The organism is Halorientalis pallida (genome assembly GCF_004118325.1).
GTDB classification, from domain to species: domain Archaea; phylum Halobacteriota; class Halobacteria; order Halobacteriales; family Haloarculaceae; genus Halorientalis; species Halorientalis pallida.
On record NZ_RDFA01000003.1, the window covers coordinates 228,242 to 244,388 of the forward strand.

Genomic DNA, 16,147 nt, shown 5'->3' on the forward strand with positions numbered 1-16,147 from the left:
GTTACGAGGTGGCATGAGCGAAGCACAGGAACAGCGGACGGTCAGGTGTCTCGTCGGGAAGGTCGGGCTGGACGGTCACGACCGCGGCGCACACGTCATCGCGCGGGCGTTCCGCGACGCGGGCTTCGAGGTCATCTACTCGGGCCTGCACAAGGCCCCGGACGAGATCGTCCAGGCGACGGTACAGGAGGACGTCGACGTACTCGGCATCTCCATCCTCTCGGGCGCGCACAACACGCTCGTCCCGAAGATCATGGACGGCCTCGAAGAGTACGGCGCGAAAGAGGACACGCTGATCCTCGTCGGCGGGATCATCCCCGACGAGGACCGCGACGAACTGCTCGATCTCGGCGTCGCGCGCATCTTCGGCCCCGGAGCGTCCATGGACGAGATCGTCGACTTCGTCCGCGAGAACGCACCCGACCGACGATGAACGCGTTGATCGAGGACCTCCTCGACGGCGACCATCGCGCGCTGGCCCGCACGATCACCAAGATCGAGGACCGCGCGCCTGGCTACCGCGAGCTGGTCTCGCAACTCCACGAACACACCGGGCACGCCGACGTGATCGGCATCACCGGCAGTCCCGGCGCGGGCAAGTCCACGCTGGTGGACAAGATGGCCGAGGAGTACCGAAACCGCGGGCTCACGGTCGGCGTCATCGCAATCGACCCGTCCTCGCCCTTTACCGGCGGCGCGGTGCTGGGTGACCGCATCCGGATGGCCTCGAACACGGGCGACATGGACGTGTTCTTCCGCTCGATGTCCGCGCGTGGCTCGCTGGGTGGGCTCTCGACGGCGACGACGGACGCCGTCAAAGCGCTCGACGCCTTCGGGAAAGACAAGGTCATCATCGAGACCGTCGGAGCGGGACAGAACGAGGTGGATATCGTGCGGATGGCCGACACCGTGGCCGTGCTGGTCCCGCCGGCCAGCGGCGACGACGTGCAGATGCTCAAGGCTGGCATTCTGGAGATCGCCGACATGTTCGTCGTCAACAAGGCCGATCTGGACGGGGCCAACCGCACAGTACAGGAACTCCGCGAGATGATCGAGATGCGCCGGGACGAACTCGCGGTCGCCACCGGCCACCACGGCGCGGTCGAGAAGACGACCGAGGTCGGGAACGGGGCCGGCGACGGGACCGACGACGCCGACGCTCCCTCCTGGTCACCCCCGATCGTCGAGACGGTGGCCAAACGCGGCGACGGACTGGACGAACTCCTCTCGGTACTCGACGACCACCGCGAGTACCTGGTCGCGTCCGGGCGACTGGAGACGAAAGCCCGCGACCGCTACGCCGCGGAGATCAGGACGCTCCTGCGTGAAGACACGGCCGATCTGCTGGCCGAGGAGATCGAGGCCCGCGGCGGCATCGAGGGGTTCGTCGACCGCGTCCTCGACCGCGAGACCGACCCCTACACCGTCGCCGACGAACTCCTGGGCCCCATCGCGGAGTGTGTCGAGCAGCGGCGGGACTGACGGTGTTCCCACGTTCCGGGAACCGTCGGCGGACTTTAGGCGGAGCTACGTGTACGAATTCCACAAGACCATCGCGACGACCGACCGACGAGTTCGGCCAGCCCGCAGTCGTTCGTCGGGAACAGGTGACAATACATGTGTGACAACCATGCACATTCGGCGGAGGCGAACGAGCGGAATCGGTACGGCCGACGAGCGGTTCTCGGCGGACTGGGAGCGATCGGTGTGGCGGCGCTCGCCGGCTGTTCGGAGCAGGACTCCGGGGACGGGACGGCGGACGTGCCAGCGGCCGTTACGCTGACCGACGGCGACACCTGTGAGGTGTGTGGGATGAACATCGTGAACCACCCGGGACCGTCGGCGGAGATCTTCTACCCGGACCACCAGCCGTCGGGACACGAGAACCCGGCCCGGTTCGACAGCACCTGGGAGGCGTTCCAGTACGACTTCGAGCGCGCCGATCGCGGCTGGTCGCGGTCGGTGATGTACGTCACCGACTACTCGGCGGTCGAGTACGATCTGTTCGAGTTCAGAGACACCACGGGCATCTCGACGCACCCCGAAGCGTCGGCGTTCGCGGCCGCCAGTGACGTGACCTTCGTGGCGAACTCGGAGGTCGTCGGTGCGATGGGCAGGGACCTGATCGGGTTCGGCGACGAGGCGGACGCCTCGGCGTTCCGGGACGAACACGGCGGGAAACTCGTCACGGCCGACGAGGTGACGCCGCAACTCATCGCGCAGCTCGGCCGATAATGGACGTCAAGTACGTCCTCGCCGGTCTCGCGCTCGTCGTCCTCGTGACGGCGACGGGGTTCACCGTCGATCCACACGGCGAACGGGACGTCGAGCCGGTGTCGTTCGACTCGACGCTGACCATGGGGATGACGGGCGTCGACGTCAAGGAGGCCGAGGAGCGTAATCTCTCGATCCCCAGAGCCGAAGTGTTCTTCTCCCAGTACGAGTACGTCGTCGGCTACTACGGGATCGAGAGCACCGCGACCCACCTCCGGGGTCCTCGCACTACCGAACAGTTCGGGGAACCCATCGGCGTCCTCGTCACCGACTACGCCGGGACCGAGCCCGCGCTGAACGAGAACGGGTTCCTGATCGAGCGGAACAGCCTCGGCGGTGGCTGGGTTTCGGCGCAGTCGGCGGTGTTCGTCGTCGACAGTCGCGCGAAGACGCCGGGTGGGCCCGCCATCGTCCCGTTCGGCGAACGGAGCGCCGCCCGGTCGTTCGCGGAGCGCTACGGCGGCCAGGTCGTCGACTGGGGCTCGGTCCAGTCGCGGAGCGCCGAGCGAACATCGCCGGCGACGGAGATGGACCGGATCACCGCGAACCGGAGCCAGTGGGCCGACCGGCAGGTGACGGCGACCGCAGGGCTCCGGGACCGCCCCGTGTCGGTCGTCGTGGGTGAAGACACGCCCACGCTGGCCGCGGCCATCGAGCGGGCCCCGGCCGACACGACCGTCCGGCTCCCGCCCGGCACCTACGACGGGAACGTCACGGTCGACAAGCCGCTGACGCTGACCGGTGCGGGGCCGGAGACCCACGTTCGAGGTGACAGCGAAGGGACCGTACTCTCGGTCACGGCCGAACGGGTAGCTGTCACCGACCTGCGGATCAGCGGCGTCGGGTCGACCGGCGCGCGGTCGTTCAGCGACGCCGACGGCGGCGACTGGGACCAGTTCGTCCGCCTCGCGTACGGCCGCGGCGACTCGGCGATCCGCTTTATCAACGGCACGGGATCGCTCGTGGCGGGCGTCGACATCGAGACGCGCGCCAACGGCGTCCTCGTGCGCGGCGGCCAGGGACTCGTCGTCCGTGACTCCCACATCGAGGGGCCCCCGGAGTGGCAGGACGGCTTCATGGGCGTGCTGGCGATGTTCGATCCCGTCGTGGTCCAGAACGTCACGTTCGAGGGCGGTCGGGACGGCGTCTACACCCACCGGGCGAACGGGATCGTCGTCCGTGACTCCCGGATGGCGGGGCTCCGGTTCGGTGTCCACGAGATGTACACCTCGGGGGCGCTGATCCGGAACAACACGGTCCGCCGGGCCTCGACTGGCGTGATCGTGATGACCCGGCCGCGGGCGAACGTCCTCCGGGGCAACGACGTGCGGGCGAGCGAGGCGGGGCTGATCGTCGCCGGGAGCGCCTCCTTCGTCGCCGAGAACGTCGTCGCGAACAACGAGGTCGGACTGGGCATGGCCGCCGCGCGATCCTACGTCGCCCACAACACCGTCGTCGACAACGGCATCGGGATCAGGGCGGACCTCCTCCTGCCCTCGCTGACAGTCACCGGGAACGACGTGGTGGCCAACGACGAGCAGGCCGAGGCCGACATGGGGCCGGTCCGGATCTGGACGGCCGACGGCCGCGGGAACTACTGGGGGCGGCTCCCGGGCGTCGACGCGGACGGCGACGGAACGCTCGACGACTCGTACCGCCCCACCGGTGCCGTCGACGGCGCACTCCTGCGGTCCGAGGGCAGCCTCCCACTCCGGGAGTCACCCGCGATGACGCTGTTGCGCTCCGTCCGGGACCGCCTGCCGGGCCTCCGGGCCAGTGGCGTCGTCGACACCGCACCGCTGACCGAACCGACGCGACCGAACGCGCTCGCGAGAACGAACGGGAGTCGACCATGACCGACGAACGGACGGAGGACACGGCCGACGGAACGACGGCGGAGAGCGCGGCGACCGACACCGTCGCGGACGCCGCCGATCCGACGCTCGTCGTCGAGGACCTGGTGGTGGCCTTCGGCGACCTGGTCGCGGTCGACGACGTGTCGTTCACCGTCGCGCCGGGCACCGTCACCTGTCTCGTTGGCCCGAACGGGTCCGGCAAGACCACGCTGATCCGGGCCGTCGCGGACCTCGTCGGGATCGATCACGGCAGCGTCGAACGTCCCGAGAGCGCGACGCGGCCCGTCGGCTACCTCCCGCAGGCGCCGGCGTTCAGGCCGCAGTTCACCGTCGCGGAGACACTGCAGTTCTACGCCGACCTCACCGGCGAGAGCGTCGACGTGGACGCGGCCGTCAACCGCGTGGGCCTGGGCGGCGTCCCCGACCGACGGGTCGACGCACTCTCGGGCGGGATGACGCGATTGCTGGGCATCGCACAGGCGACGGTCGGTGACCCGCCGCTGGTCCTGCTCGACGAACCGTCCAGCGGCCTCGACCCGATGATGACCCGCCACGTCGCGGACGTGATCACGGACCTCGCCGCTGACGCGGCTGTGCTGGTGACGAGTCACGACCTCACGGCCGTCGAACGGATCGCCGATCAGGTACTCGTGCTGGATCGGGGCCGGATCGTCGCGGCCGACAGTCCGGCGAAGCTGCAAGCGTCGACGGGGACCGACGATCTGGAGTCCGCCATGAGCGAACTCGTCGCGAGCGAGTCCGGGCAGGTCGCCACCCGCGACGCGGAGGTGGACGGATGAGCCGCGCCCGGACCGCTCTGGTCGTCGCCCAGCGGGAGTTCACCACGCTCCTCCGGACGCCGACGATCCTCGTCCTGGCACTGGGGTTCGTGGTCGTCGTGGGCGGATTCGTCCTCGCCGCCGGGACCGGCGGCTACCTCCCGCTGGTCCTGGACCTGGTCGCCCCGATGGAGATTCTGGTGCCGCTGCTCGCCTTCGCCTTCGGCTACCGGGCGATCCAGTCGGACGCGGACCGCGGGGAACTGGAGACGATCCAGACCTACCCGTTGAGCCGGCTCTCGTTCGTCGGCGGCGTCTTCCTCGGCCGACTGGCGGGGCTGTTACCGGTCGTCCTCGTCGCCCTGGGGTTGTCGGCCGGTGCCGTCGTGTTCACGCCCGGGGACGCCGTCTCCGTCGTCGTCAGGCACGGGACCGTCGACGCGCCCGTGCTGTTCCTGCGGTTCGTGACGTTGACCGTCCTGTTCACGGCGGTAGCGCTGGCCGTGGCGGTGGCCGTCTCGGCGGCCGCCCGGTCGGGCCGCGAGGCGCTCGCTATCGCCGTCGTCCTCGTGATCGCGCTCGTACTGGGCTTCGACGCCACCATCGTCGCGGCGCTGTCGGGCGGGCTGATCGGCCCCGACGCGCTCGGGACGCTCACGGCGCTCAGCCCGAACAGCGCCTACCGCGGGCTCGTCTACACGCTCGCGGTCGGTGACGTGTACACCCGGAGTGCCCCAACCCCGTCGCTACTGGCGGGCACGGCGGGGCTGACCCTCTGGTTCGTCGGTGCGCTGGGCGTCGCGGTCGCCCGCGTCTGGCGTGAGTGAGCCCGCGGCCGACCCCGCCTGTCCCATCACGTATAAACGCCTGTCGCCCCTTGATTCTTCTATGAAGCTCCGCAACGTCGCACTGGGGGCGCTGGGTTCCGCCGGACTGATTGGGGCCGCCAACCGACTGCTCGGCCGGCGAGCGGACGGCCTCGACTCACCGCTCGACGGCGAGACGAACACCTACCGCTGGCGTGGATTCGACGTGGCCTACGTCGAGGCCGGCGATCCGGACGACCCGGACGTCTGTCTGTTCCACGGGATCAACGCCTCCGGGTCCGGTCACGAGTTCCGTGGCATCTTCGACGCCCTCGCCGAGGACTACCACGTCCTCGTGCCGGACATGCCGGGCTTCGGGCGCTCGGACCGACCACCGCTGCTGTACTCCGGCTCGCTGTACACCACGTTCGTCGGTGACTTCCTCGCGGACGTGACCGAGAATCCGACCGTCGTCGGTGCCTCGCTGTCGGGGGCCTACGCCGCCGTCGCGGCCGAGGACGCCGACGTCGAGGAACTGATCCTAGTCTGTCCCGACGCCACCACCTTCGAGGGGCGGCGGCCGCTGGTTCGCTCGCTCGTCCGGACGCCGCTGCTCGGGACCGCCCTCTACAACCTCGCGACGTGCAAGCCCGCGATCCGCTACTTCAACACCGATCACGGCTACTACGACGCGGAGAACGTCACGGACGAACTGGTCGACTACCAGTGGGCGACGGCCCACCAGCCCGGCGCACGCTTCGCGCCCGCCTCCTTCTTCGGCGGCTTCCTCGACCTCGACGCCGACGTCGGCGAGACCCTCGCGAACCTCGACGTGCCGGTGACGCTCGTGTGGGGCCGTCAGGCGACCGTCTCGCCGCTCGAAGACGGCGAAGCACTCGCCCAGCAGGCGAACGCCAGGCTCCTGGTGTTCGACGAGTCCGACGTGCAACCCCACGTCGAACACGCCGACCAGTTCGTCCGCCGGGTGGTCCACGGCGAGGAACCCGGGGACGCGACCAGCATCGAGATCGAAGTGCCCGGCGAGAGCGACCCCGCCGAGACGGAGGAATAGGGCGCAGACCGGCCCCCGCGCCGTCCCCGCCATCGGTGTCGGTATCCCTGCCAGCGAATGGGGGTCGTGGGCGACGAGCCAGTAGCGGTCGACTCGGCGGTCGGATTCGGGCGCGCTCGTTCGACCCGGACTATCGGCGGACGAGTACCCCCGTGAGCGCGAGCGAGCCGACGAACCAGCTACCGAGCGCGAGTGCTCCGATCACCGCGGTCGAGCCCCCGGAGACGGTCACGCCGCCGGGGGCGAAGACGAGCGCGAACGCGAGGCTCCTGTAGGCGCTGGTGGGACTGAGCGCGAGGAGCGTGGCGGTCACGTCCGGTGCCGGAAGCGTCGCGGTGACCGTTCCGACGAGCGCGCCGTCGAGACCGACGACCAGAGCGAGAACGGCGCCAGTGGCGAGCGCGAGCCCGTTCCACGTCGAGCGGACCGCAGCAGAGACCAGAAGCGCGAGCGCCAGCGCCACCAGCGCAAAGACGGCCGTCAGAATCAGAAACCGGAGGAAAAGCGCCGGTGAATCGACGGTCCCGTAGATCGCCACGGCGGTCAGAGACTCCGTCCCGGTGAGCGGGACGACGAGCGCCGCCGTCGACAGACCGACCAGAACGACGCCGAGCAGTCCAACCGCGCGCCCGAGGTAAACGCCGAGGACGTAGAGCCGGTGATCGAGCGGATACGTCCGCAGCCGTGCCAGTTCGCCCCGTTCCCGATCGCCCAGCAGTGCCCGGTACCCGAAGGCAAAGGCCAGGACGGGGACCAGCGCTTCGAGCGGCGTCAGGAGATCGAACGAGAGCGCGAGGTAGGCCGGGGATGCACCGAGCCAGGCGACACCCGCTATCAGACCGACGAAGCCCACGCTCAACACGACCAGGAGACGGGTCCGGAAGACGGTCGCGAACTCCCGCTGGGCGACCGCCAGCACGTGCGCGCGGGTCACCGGGAGACACCTCCGTCGAGCCCAGCGGAGACCGCGACGCCGTCACTGCCCCCGGCACGCGTCAGGGCGGCGATCGCACCGTCAAGCGTGTCCGCCCCGGTCGCATCGCGCAGGTCGGCTGGCGAGCCGGTCGACCGGAGTGTGCCCCGATCGAGGACGAGGACCCGGTCGACGAACCGATCGACCAGGTGCAGGTCGTGGGTCGCCACGAGGACCGCCGCGCCCGACTCGGCGAGGTCGGTGACGACGCCGGCGACGCGGCGAGTCATCTCCGGGTCCAGCCCGCTGGTGGGTTCATCGAGCACCAGCACGGCCGGGTCGCCGACGGCCGCCTGCGCGATGCCGAGCAGTCGCACCATCCCCCCTGACAGCGCCCCGACCCGCCGGTCCGCGACCGGGGTCAGCCCCACTCGATCGAGGAGCGCGTCTACGTCCTGGCCCCCCGCGACCAGCGAGCAGTAGAACCCGACAGTTCGACGGACGGTGAACTGGGGCCGAAACTCGGGACGCTGGGCGAGATACCCGACCGTGCGGTCGCCGTCCCCGGCGACCGTGACCGTTCCCGCGTCGGGTTCGAGGACGCCCGCGACGAGCGCCAGCAGGGTACTCTTCCCGGAGCCGTTCGGACCGACGACGCTGGTGACGGTGCCCGCGTCGACGCCGACCGAGAGGTCGGCGAACACGGATACGTCGCCGTGGGCGTAGTCGAGCCCTTCGACGGTGACGGCTGTCGGTCGCTCCGGTCGCTCGGTCGATGCGTCGGTCGGATCAATGGTGGAGTGCTCGGACATCATTCTCTCGTGGAGACGTTCAACCGATCGAGACGCTCGGGACGAGTCGGGGCCGCCAGCGGCGCGGGATCGACGACGGCCGCCGGCCGCAGTCCGGGAACGGCCTGCTGGAACGCTCGGCGGAGCTCGACCGCGGTGGCGTGAGCGAGGACGTACTCGCCTCGTCGCACGCGTGCGCGGCTGTCGAGGGCGTCGGTCGGGCGGAACGCGCGGTCGACGACCCCGTCGCCGTCGCGGTCGGTGCCCGGGACCGATCCCCAGTAGTTGCCGCGGCCGTCGACGGCCCAGACGGTCAGCCGTCCGAGGTCGACTTCGACGGGCCGGTCGTTGGCGACGACGTCGTTGCCGGTCACGTCGTTGGTCGGGAACAGCGTCGTCGACCGGAGCCCGACGCCGTTGGCGGCGACGGTGTTGTTCGCGACGACGGACCGGCTCGTGCCGATGGAGATCCCGACCTGGTTGCCGACCGCGACGTTGTCGACGGTGGCGGAGGCCGTCCCCGCGGTCTCGACGCCGACGCCGTTGTCCCGGAGCCGGTTCCCGACGATGGCGTTGCCCGTCGGCCGGGTCATGACGAAGATCCCGATATCGGCCCCTGTGATCGTGTTGTTCACCAGTAGCGTGTCGCTCGTGTACATCTCGTGGACGCCGTAGCGCATGCCACGGAACGCACTGTCCCGGACGACCAGCCCGTCGGCGTGGTGGGTGTAGACGCCGTCGGCACCGCCGTCGACGGTCGTGTCCGCGATCACCATCCGGGAGTACATCGCCAGCACCCCCATTCCGCCGGTCGTCGAGCCGTCACGCCCGTCGATCCGCACGCGGCGGACGACCGCCCCCGGGCTGTCGAAGACGACGACGCCGTTCGCGTCCGTCTGGACCGTGACGTTCTCGACCAGCGAGCCGGGGGCCGTCGAGAGCCTGATACCCGCGTCGCCGCGTCCGTAGACGAGCCTGATGCGGCTGTCCCAGGCGGGATCGTCCGCCACTTCGTTCTCGTCGACGCTCACCAGTTCCCGGTCACCCACCCCGGTCACGCGGAGGTCGGTGACGCCGACGCGGGCCGTCGCGGCGGTCAGCACCGTCCCGTTCCCGCCGCCGTCGAGGACTGTCGCCGTGCCCGCGCCCTCGAGCGTGATCGGCTTCGTAACGGTGAGGTTCACGTCGTACTGGCCGGGCGGGATCCGGACCGTCGTGTTCGGCGGCGCGCGCTCGACCGCGGCCGCGACCGTCGGTGCGTCCTCGCCGACCGTCACCGAGACCGGGCGTTCGCGTATCGCACTCGCTCCCCGGACCTGCCGGTCGGCCCATCGGAGTCGCTCGTCAGTCGGCGACGCGGGCGGGCCGGTCGCCGATCGAGATCCGCGTCGGTCGGAGAGCGTCTCCCAGTCGAGAACCTCGCCGTCGTACTCGCGTGCGAAGGCCGTCGCCGCGTCACGGTCGCCGAACGGGACGGGCGTTGGACCGGCGGGCGTCCGGGCCGCCGTCCCGACGACGTACCACGCGTCGGTGGCGCGCGTCCAGCCCATCGGCGCGTCCCGTGATCGGTTCAGATATCCAGCCGCAGTCAGTGTCGGGTCGGTCCCGGCGAAGTCGGTGACGTGGGCCGCGAGCGGCCGGCCGAACTGTTCGGTGTACCGACCCGTCGTCCCCGCGAGGAGCGCGTCGATCCCGTAGAAGCCGACGACGTACTCGTACTGGGAGTAGAACACCTGCCCGCGTGGAATCGCGTGCCCTGCGGCCTCGGCCTGCTGGACGTCGACGCCGGTCATCCCCGTCTGGAGCGTCCGGTCGAACGGAACCGGCGAGAGGTCCGCCTCGGCGGCGGGGTTCGCGACGAACCCCGTCGTGGCGACCAGGAGGGTCAGTCCGACCACCGCGCCCGCGACGACGACCGCTCTCATGGCTGGCTCGGCCCGATCATCGGTTGGCGAGCTGGCCGATCGTCGCCTCGGTTATCTCCTCGAACGTACCCAGTTCGCCGCCGTGTTCGCGCCGGAATGCCGCCGCGTCGTCCTGGCCGGAGAACCCGATGAGGTCCCGCCCCATCGCACCTTTCACCTCCGAGCCGACGACGAAGGTGACCTCGGTCGCGCCCGCGAACGCGGAGGCCGCGACGTGTGTCGAGATCAGCGTGTCGCCGGCGTCCGTGATGAGATCGTAGTCGACGGCCGAATAGTCGGTGACGTAGAAGGCCGTCCGCTCCCAGCCGCGGTCGCGGCGCTCGAAGTCGTACGTGAACGCCTCCCAGGTGCTACAGAACCGGGCCGGGTTCCCGTGTCCCGAGGGTCGCTGCTCGGCGTAGAACACCTCGGCAACCGGCCCCGGGTGGTTCGGGATGACCATCCCACAGAGTTCACACTGGTCGGCCCGGGTCAGCGTCACGGGGTCGGGTGCGTCGGAGTCGGTGCCGTCGGTCCCGTCGTCGCCCACACAGCCCGCAAGCGCGACGGCGAGGCCCGCGCCACTGAGGAGGACGGCGCGCCGACTCGACGTCGAGCGGTGGTGTGGGCAGCACTGGTGGGTGTGGTTCGGTCCGTCGGTTCGGTCCGTCGACGAGCCGCGACGGCCCTGGCCATCCGACTCGCGTGAATCTCGTGTGTCAGTCATGGTCGTGTTCTGTCGGTCGTGGTCGTGTTCGATCTCCGGTGGTGTCGAGTGTCGGTCCGGTCGTCACCACGGCTGGAAGTGTGGCAACGGGACGGCAGGGAGCGCGACGCCGAGGGCTGCGAGCCCGTGCTGGAGCGGGATGTATCCGAGCGCGATGAAGACGACGCCCAAACCCCGGTGGAAGAGCCGGTTGCCGGGGAAACCGAGCGAGGAGAACACCGTCCCCGTCAGGAAGACGGCCGGGACAGTGCCGAGTCCGAGCGCGGCCAGGGCCGTCGCACCGCCCGGCGCCGACCCCTGGGCGAACGCGTACAGATAGGCGGGGTACAGCAACGGACAGGGGAGCAACCCGTGGACGGCCCCGAGGCCGACGATCCGCGGGCCGTTCACCAGCCCCTCGACACTGGGGAGGACGCGTGACTGGACTGCCGCGCCCAGACGGGCCAGTCCCGGCAGGCGCACGTCGCCACCGACTCCGCCCGTCAGGTACCCGACGCCGGCGACGCCGACGACGAGGCCGACCGCGATCCCCGAGATCGCGTGGATATCCGTCGCCAGCCGCGTCAGGTCCCAGAGGCCGACGAAGAGGAGTTCGCCCGCCAGCCCGAACAGCCCACCGAGGACCGTGTAACTCGCGGTCCGGCCGAAATTGAACAGTGCGTGCTGGCGTACCTCGCCGAGCGTGAGCGTCCCCGCCCGCCCGCCGTCCATTCGGTCGGAGTAGGTGACGACGAGTGGGCCGCACATCCCGATACAGTGGGCGCCACCGAGCAGGCCCACTAGCGCCAGCAGGCCCAGACTGATCGTCTCCGTCCCGAACAGGGGGTTCACCGGTGTGCATGTCGTGAGCATCAATACGCGTCGACGACTGCGGAGACGTCCGAGCGAACGCGCTCTGGGTCGGGGGTGTCCGTCCGATACGCGCGTTCGACGATCCCGTCCGGGTTCCGGAGGACGGTTACCGACAGGTGGACGAAGTCGTACTCGGTCAGCCGGCTCGACTCGCCAGCACCGACCCGGTCGAAGGTGATCCCGAGTCTCTCGTCGACGACCGCCTCGGCGCGGTCGGCCGACGCGGGGCGCAGGAAGTGCCAGTTGCCCGCCTCGAAGTCGACGTTCATCCGTTCGCCGTAGGCCCGCAGTGTCTCGGCGTCGTCGCGCTCGGGATCGAACGTGATCGCGAGGAACCGCGTCCGGTCGGTGAGCCCCTCGTCGACGACCCCCGCCTGGACGTTCGTCAGGCGGGAGATCAGGCTGAGACACTCCGCCGGACAGGTCGCGAAGAACCCGGTGACGAGCAGGGTCTCGTCGAGGTCGGCCGTGTCGACGGTCCGTCCCCGGAGCGGGTCCGGCACCGCGAAGTCGGGCAGTCGTTCCCCGTAGGCCGGATAGGGGATGTCCTCGCTGTCGAACTGCTGATTCGTTGGCGGGTCGAGAACCGGCTCCGGGGCCGCCGAGTCGCCGCTCACCATCGACTTGAGACACCCGGCCGTCCCCACGCCGGCACCGAAACAGACCGACTGGAGGTAACGTCGCCTGTTCATCGTCTGTCAGTCCGGACTGTCCGACGGTAAGGCGTCTGGTGCGTTACTCGAAGCCTTTCGATCAACGTACCAGACGGGTTTTCTCACACGGGTTGCAACGGTCGACTATGACGAACGGAGACAGCCGGAGGGTCGATCGACGCACCGCGATCACGCTGCTGGCGGCCGGCGCGACGGTCTCACTCGCGGGCTGTAGCGGCGGTGACGGAAACGGTACCGACGACACGCCGGCCGAGACGACGGAAACGAGCCCCGACGACGAAACGACGACGGCGCCCGGTGAGGCCTCGCTGGAACCGGTCGACATCCCGGCCGACGCGACGTGTGCTGTCTGTGGGATGAAGGCCGCGAACTTTTCGGACTGGAACGCACAGGCCGTCCACGAGGACGACCGACGGGCGTCCTTCTGTACGGCTGGATGCGCGACGACTTACTACGCCGTCCCCGAGGAGTTCGCCCAGACGGACGCGGCCGTCGCCGCGCTCTGGGTGACGGACCTCGAGACCCGCGAGTTCGTCGACGGAACCGAGGCGTTCTTCGCGCTCGAGACGGATTCCGACCGACTCGAGGACCCGATGCGGCTGAACCCCGCGCCGTTCGCCAATCGCGCGGACGCGGTCGCGTACGTCGACGCGGTGGAGTACCTGACCGAGGACGACATCGTCGACCTGTCCGCGTTCGACCGGGCCCTGGCCGAGCAGTACCGCGGTACCCTCCTGGAGTAGCCGGTCGAATCGTCGGTTCCGGCGCGACGGCTAGCCGTGGAAACTCGCGTCGACCAGCCGCGTGAACCGGTCGACGAGCCGATCCGACAGCGCCGGCGTGACCGCGTCGAGGAGGGTCCGCGTCTCCGTCGGTCGCGTCAGGCGCAGGTGGGCCCGGCCCTTCGAGTCGTAGTATTTCTCCGCGACACCCGCTTCGACGAGCGTCGACACGTGCCAAGAGACGGTACTCCGGGCGAGGTCGAGTTCGTCCGCGAGCTCCATCGCCGACGCGCCGTCCGATTCGAGCGTATACACGATGACGTGTCGGGCCGTCTCCCGACGCAGGAGTGCGATCGTCCGCCGTTCCCAGCCGTCGTACCCGTCGGTGAAGTAGTGTGTCCGGCCCTGGATCTTCTCGACGTCGACCTTCCGCGCGTCGAGCAGTCGGCGGAGATGATACTGCGCCTGCCCCGCCGCGATGTCGAGTTCCCGGACGAGTCCGTTGTAGTGAACGCCGGGATGGGCGTCGACGTGGTCGAGGACCTGCTGTCTCACGTCGGTCATGTGCGGCGAGGTTAGGCACTGACGGGTAAAGCCAGGGCGTACGTTCTCGATTTCTGGGAACGGGCGGCTACCGGCACCGAGGAGAGGCCGAACCGCTGTCACTCGATGGTCGGCGATCCCATCTGGAAGAGCGCGTAGAGAACGAGCGCGGCGACCGTCAGGTCGGCACTGTGTTCGATCAGGTGGTGAACGGGCATCGGAACCAGTCCGAGAACCGTCCCGATACCAACGACAGATCGGACGACGAGCAACCCCAGTACGACGGTCAGCAGCAGATACGTCCGGGTACGACGCCGCCGGTACCCCGCGAGGCCGATCACGAACAACGCCGCCGTCCCCAGCGTCGCCAGCACGAGGATCACGAGAAGGACTGCCGCCTCGGTTCCCGTCAACCATTCTCCGACAGCCCCGATCATCTCTCTTTTCCGTTCACACTGCACCAGTGTGTGTATTACGACTCAGCGGCGTGGCATCGGCAGCTCCCGCTGTCGATCAGCTGGTGCGCGAACCCCGTGTCACCTACCCCGCAGTGCAGTAGCGGTCGCCGGACTGGCGACGCCGGCTATCGCGGCTCGAAGACGATCAGCCGTTCGTCGCGCGTGACGCTCTCGCCGACGTCGATGCCGACGACCTGTCCCGTCTCAACGTCCTCGGGGTCGACGCCCTGCACCTGCCCGGTGATCGACACCGGGCCGAAATCGACGACGGCGGTGACGTAGGGCGCGTCCTCATCGAACTGCGGTGTCGGGACGGTGACGATGGTGTACGTGGCGACCTCGCCGGAGTCGGGGAGCGGTTCCTCGCTGAGTTCCTGCGAGCCACACTGCGGGCAGGACAGTCGGGGCGGGAGCGAGCCGTGGCCGTTCGCACACTCCACGTAGAAGCCCTCGCCGTCGGCGATGGCGTCGAGCAGATCGTCGAAGCCGTCGTCCCGCGGTTCGTCGCTCATTGCTCCACCTCCAGAGCTTCGCTCTGACGTACTCGAATGAACGTGTCGTTCATTCGACCACCTCCTGGAGCACGTGGACGGTCGCACTCGCGACGGTCCCACCCGCGTTGTGTGCCAGCGCGGTCGACGCACCCTCGACGGCCTCGGCGCGGGGATGGCGTCCCTCCAGCAGTTTCGTGAGTGAGATCAGCTGGGCGACGCCCGTCGCGCCGACGGGGTGCCCTTTCGCCTTCAACCCGCCCGAGAGGTTGACGGGGAGGGCACCCTCGTGCGTGGTCTCGCCACGGCCCGCCGCCCCGATGGCCTCGCCGGGTTCGTACAGCCCCAGCCCTTCGAGCGCGAGGACTTCGGCGATCGTGAAACAGTCGTGAACTTCCAGGAAGTCCACCGCGTCGGGACCGATGCCGGCGTCGTCGTAGGCCTCGTCGGCAGCGTCCTTGGTCGCGGGCGTTCGCGCGAAGTACTGCCGGTCGTGCAGGGCCATCTTGTCGCCGCCCTGCCCGGTGCCGGTTATCGCGACGCTCGTGTCGAGGTCGTGGTCGGCGGCGTAGTCCTCGCTGACCAGCACCGCGGCGGTCGCGCCGTCGGTGATCGGACAGGAGTCGTACAGCCCGAGCGGGTCGGCGATGATCGGGGCGTCCAGCGCGTCCTCGACGGTGATCGCCTGTTGCATCTGGGCGTACTCGTTGGGGAGCGCGTGTTCGTGATTCTTGACGGCGATCTCCGCGAGATCCTCCTTCGAGCCGCCGTACGCCTCGAAGTAGGCTCGGGCCATCAGGGCGTACGCGCCGGGGAAGGTCATGCCGGCACGGACCTCGTAGAGGTCGTCAGCGGCGATAGAGAGCGCGTCGGTCGCGGCGGCCGTCCCGATGTTGGTCATTCGCTCGGAGCCACCGACCAGCACCACGTCGGCTTCGCCGTTGCGGAGGCGGAACACGGCGTCCCTGATCGCCGCCCCGCTCGACGCGCAGGCCGACTCGTAGCGCGTCGCCGGCACGTCGAGTCCGACGGCTTCTGCCATCAGCGGTGCCTGGTGGCCCTGGTGCTCGGCCAGTTCGCCCATGAAGTTGCCGTAGAAGAGCGCCTCGACGTCGTCGGGGTCGATCCCGGCGTCGTCGAGCGCGGCCAGCCCCGCCTCGGCGAACATCGCACGCCCGGTTCGCTCGGGGTGCTTGCCGAAGTGGGTGAGGCCGACGCCGGCTACGCGTGGGTCAGACATCACAACGGCTTACGAGGCGTTCGGCATTTAGGCTTGCCGGTGTGG

Annotated in this window: 18 protein-coding genes; 8 read left to right on the forward strand and 10 right to left on the reverse strand. The window is 69.5% G+C overall.

The window, feature by feature from the left end:
* Positions 1–13 precede the first annotated feature (13 nt).
* The 7 genes from EAF64_RS09855 (at position 14) to EAF64_RS09885 (ending at position 6,787) form a co-directional block, all read left to right on the forward strand.
* Entirely contained in the window at positions 14–433 is a 420-nt protein-coding gene (locus EAF64_RS09855) for a cobalamin B12-binding domain-containing protein (RefSeq protein WP_129068812.1), read from the forward strand.
* Positions 430–1,482 carry a methylmalonyl Co-A mutase-associated GTPase MeaB gene (gene meaB, locus EAF64_RS09860; protein ID WP_129068813.1) on the forward strand — a complete coding sequence of 351 codons (1,053 nt, stop codon included), beginning with the start codon at positions 430–432 and terminating at the stop codon, positions 1,480–1,482. The genes EAF64_RS09855 and meaB overlap by 4 nt, the downstream gene beginning before the upstream one ends.
* A gap of 135 nt (positions 1,483–1,617) precedes the next feature.
* Positions 1,618–2,235, forward strand: a complete 618-nt coding sequence (locus EAF64_RS09865) for a nitrous oxide reductase accessory protein NosL (RefSeq protein ID WP_129068814.1) — start codon at positions 1,618–1,620, stop codon at positions 2,233–2,235.
* Positions 2,235–4,130, forward strand: coding sequence for a NosD domain-containing protein (locus tag EAF64_RS09870; protein ID WP_129068815.1), 1,896 nt, complete (start codon positions 2,235–2,237; stop codon positions 4,128–4,130). The genes EAF64_RS09865 and EAF64_RS09870 overlap by 1 nt, the downstream gene beginning before the upstream one ends.
* Positions 4,127–4,930, forward strand: coding sequence for an ABC transporter ATP-binding protein (locus EAF64_RS09875; RefSeq protein ID WP_129068816.1), 804 nt, complete (start codon positions 4,127–4,129; stop codon positions 4,928–4,930). Before EAF64_RS09870 ends, EAF64_RS09875 begins: the two co-directional genes overlap by 4 nt.
* Positions 4,927–5,736 (forward strand): ABC transporter permease, encoded by an 810-nt coding sequence (locus EAF64_RS09880; RefSeq protein ID WP_129068817.1) that lies wholly within the window; start codon positions 4,927–4,929, stop codon positions 5,734–5,736. The genes EAF64_RS09875 and EAF64_RS09880 overlap by 4 nt, the downstream gene beginning before the upstream one ends.
* A 61-nt stretch (positions 5,737–5,797) precedes the next feature.
* Positions 5,798–6,787, forward strand: a complete 990-nt coding sequence (locus tag EAF64_RS09885) for an alpha/beta fold hydrolase (protein ID WP_129068818.1) — start codon at positions 5,798–5,800, stop codon at positions 6,785–6,787.
* Positions 6,788–6,917: 130 nt separating this feature from the next.
* On the opposite strand, the gene EAF64_RS09890 is transcribed toward EAF64_RS09885, so the two are convergent.
* The 6 genes from EAF64_RS09890 to EAF64_RS09915 all read right to left on the reverse strand — a co-directional run bounded on the left by EAF64_RS09890 (position 6,918) and on the right by EAF64_RS09915 (position 12,666).
* Entirely contained in the window at positions 6,918–7,721 is an 804-nt protein-coding gene (locus EAF64_RS09890; RefSeq protein ID WP_129068819.1) for an ABC transporter permease subunit, read from the reverse strand.
* Positions 7,718–8,512 (reverse strand): ABC transporter ATP-binding protein, encoded by a 795-nt coding sequence (locus EAF64_RS09895; protein ID WP_129068820.1) that lies wholly within the window; start codon positions 8,510–8,512, stop codon positions 7,718–7,720. Before EAF64_RS09895 ends, EAF64_RS09890 begins: the two co-directional genes overlap by 4 nt.
* A complete protein-coding gene (locus tag EAF64_RS09900) occupies positions 8,512–10,416 on the reverse strand; it encodes a NosD domain-containing protein (RefSeq protein WP_129068821.1) in 1,905 nt (634 codons plus the stop codon). Before EAF64_RS09900 ends, EAF64_RS09895 begins: the two co-directional genes overlap by 1 nt.
* 16 nt (positions 10,417–10,432) lie before the next feature.
* Entirely contained in the window at positions 10,433–11,122 is a 690-nt protein-coding gene (locus EAF64_RS09905) for a nitrous oxide reductase accessory protein NosL (RefSeq protein WP_129068822.1), read from the reverse strand.
* A gap of 63 nt (positions 11,123–11,185) precedes the next feature.
* A complete protein-coding gene (locus tag EAF64_RS09910; RefSeq protein ID WP_129068823.1) occupies positions 11,186–11,974 on the reverse strand; it encodes a sulfite exporter TauE/SafE family protein in 789 nt (262 codons plus the stop codon).
* A complete protein-coding gene (locus tag EAF64_RS09915) occupies positions 11,974–12,666 on the reverse strand; it encodes an SCO family protein (protein ID WP_129068824.1) in 693 nt (230 codons plus the stop codon). The genes EAF64_RS09910 and EAF64_RS09915 overlap by 1 nt, the downstream gene beginning before the upstream one ends.
* 107 nt (positions 12,667–12,773) lie before the next feature.
* Between EAF64_RS09915 and EAF64_RS09920 the strand changes: the two genes are divergently transcribed.
* Positions 12,774–13,391 carry a nitrous oxide reductase accessory protein NosL gene (locus EAF64_RS09920; RefSeq protein ID WP_129068825.1) on the forward strand — a complete coding sequence of 206 codons (618 nt, stop codon included), beginning with the start codon at positions 12,774–12,776 and terminating at the stop codon, positions 13,389–13,391.
* Positions 13,392–13,421: 30 nt separating this feature from the next.
* On the opposite strand, the gene EAF64_RS09925 is transcribed toward EAF64_RS09920, so the two are convergent.
* From EAF64_RS09925 to EAF64_RS09940, 4 genes are all read right to left on the reverse strand, one after another.
* Complete coding sequence (locus tag EAF64_RS09925; protein ID WP_129068826.1) at positions 13,422–13,934, reverse strand: winged helix-turn-helix transcriptional regulator; 513 nt, start codon at positions 13,932–13,934, stop codon at positions 13,422–13,424.
* Between the two features lie 98 nt (positions 13,935–14,032).
* Positions 14,033–14,326 (reverse strand): DUF7471 family protein, encoded by a 294-nt coding sequence (locus EAF64_RS09930; protein WP_325051208.1) that lies wholly within the window; start codon positions 14,324–14,326, stop codon positions 14,033–14,035.
* Positions 14,327–14,496: 170 nt separating this feature from the next.
* Positions 14,497–14,883, reverse strand: a complete 387-nt coding sequence (locus EAF64_RS09935) for a Zn-ribbon domain-containing OB-fold protein (protein WP_129068828.1) — start codon at positions 14,881–14,883, stop codon at positions 14,497–14,499.
* A 49-nt stretch (positions 14,884–14,932) separates the two neighbouring features.
* Positions 14,933–16,102, reverse strand: a complete 1,170-nt coding sequence (locus EAF64_RS09940; protein ID WP_129068829.1) for a thiolase C-terminal domain-containing protein — start codon at positions 16,100–16,102, stop codon at positions 14,933–14,935.
* Positions 16,103–16,147 lie beyond the last annotated feature (45 nt).

Excerpts from the sequence above, each read along its gene's own strand:
- EAF64_RS09855 (WP_129068812.1), top strand. The coding sequence starts at position 14 with ATGAGCGAAGCACAGGAACAGCGGACGGTCAGGTGTCTCGTCGGGAAG.
- meaB (WP_129068813.1), top strand. The coding sequence starts at position 430 with ATGAACGCGTTGATCGAGGACCTCCTCGACGGCGACCATCGCGCGCTG.
- EAF64_RS09865 (WP_129068814.1), top strand. The coding sequence starts at position 1,618 with ATGTGTGACAACCATGCACATTCGGCGGAGGCGAACGAGCGGAATCGG.
- EAF64_RS09870 (WP_129068815.1), top strand. The coding sequence starts at position 2,235 with ATGGACGTCAAGTACGTCCTCGCCGGTCTCGCGCTCGTCGTCCTCGTG.
- EAF64_RS09875 (WP_129068816.1), top strand. The coding sequence starts at position 4,127 with ATGACCGACGAACGGACGGAGGACACGGCCGACGGAACGACGGCGGAG.
- EAF64_RS09880 (WP_129068817.1), top strand. The coding sequence starts at position 4,927 with ATGAGCCGCGCCCGGACCGCTCTGGTCGTCGCCCAGCGGGAGTTCACC.
- EAF64_RS09885 (WP_129068818.1), top strand. The coding sequence starts at position 5,798 with ATGAAGCTCCGCAACGTCGCACTGGGGGCGCTGGGTTCCGCCGGACTG.
- EAF64_RS09895 (WP_129068820.1), bottom strand. The coding sequence starts at position 8,512 with ATGTCCGAGCACTCCACCATTGATCCGACCGACGCATCGACCGAGCGA.
- EAF64_RS09900 (WP_129068821.1), bottom strand. The coding sequence starts at position 10,416 with ATGAGAGCGGTCGTCGTCGCGGGCGCGGTGGTCGGACTGACCCTCCTG.
- EAF64_RS09905 (WP_129068822.1), bottom strand. The coding sequence starts at position 11,122 with ATGACTGACACACGAGATTCACGCGAGTCGGATGGCCAGGGCCGTCGC.
- EAF64_RS09910 (WP_129068823.1), bottom strand. The coding sequence starts at position 11,974 with ATGCTCACGACATGCACACCGGTGAACCCCCTGTTCGGGACGGAGACG.
- EAF64_RS09915 (WP_129068824.1), bottom strand. The coding sequence starts at position 12,666 with ATGAACAGGCGACGTTACCTCCAGTCGGTCTGTTTCGGTGCCGGCGTG.
- EAF64_RS09920 (WP_129068825.1), top strand. The coding sequence starts at position 12,774 with ATGACGAACGGAGACAGCCGGAGGGTCGATCGACGCACCGCGATCACG.
- EAF64_RS09925 (WP_129068826.1), bottom strand. The coding sequence starts at position 13,934 with ATGACCGACGTGAGACAGCAGGTCCTCGACCACGTCGACGCCCATCCC.
- EAF64_RS09935 (WP_129068828.1), bottom strand. The coding sequence starts at position 14,883 with ATGAGCGACGAACCGCGGGACGACGGCTTCGACGATCTGCTCGACGCC.
- EAF64_RS09940 (WP_129068829.1), bottom strand. The coding sequence starts at position 16,102 with ATGTCTGACCCACGCGTAGCCGGCGTCGGCCTCACCCACTTCGGCAAG.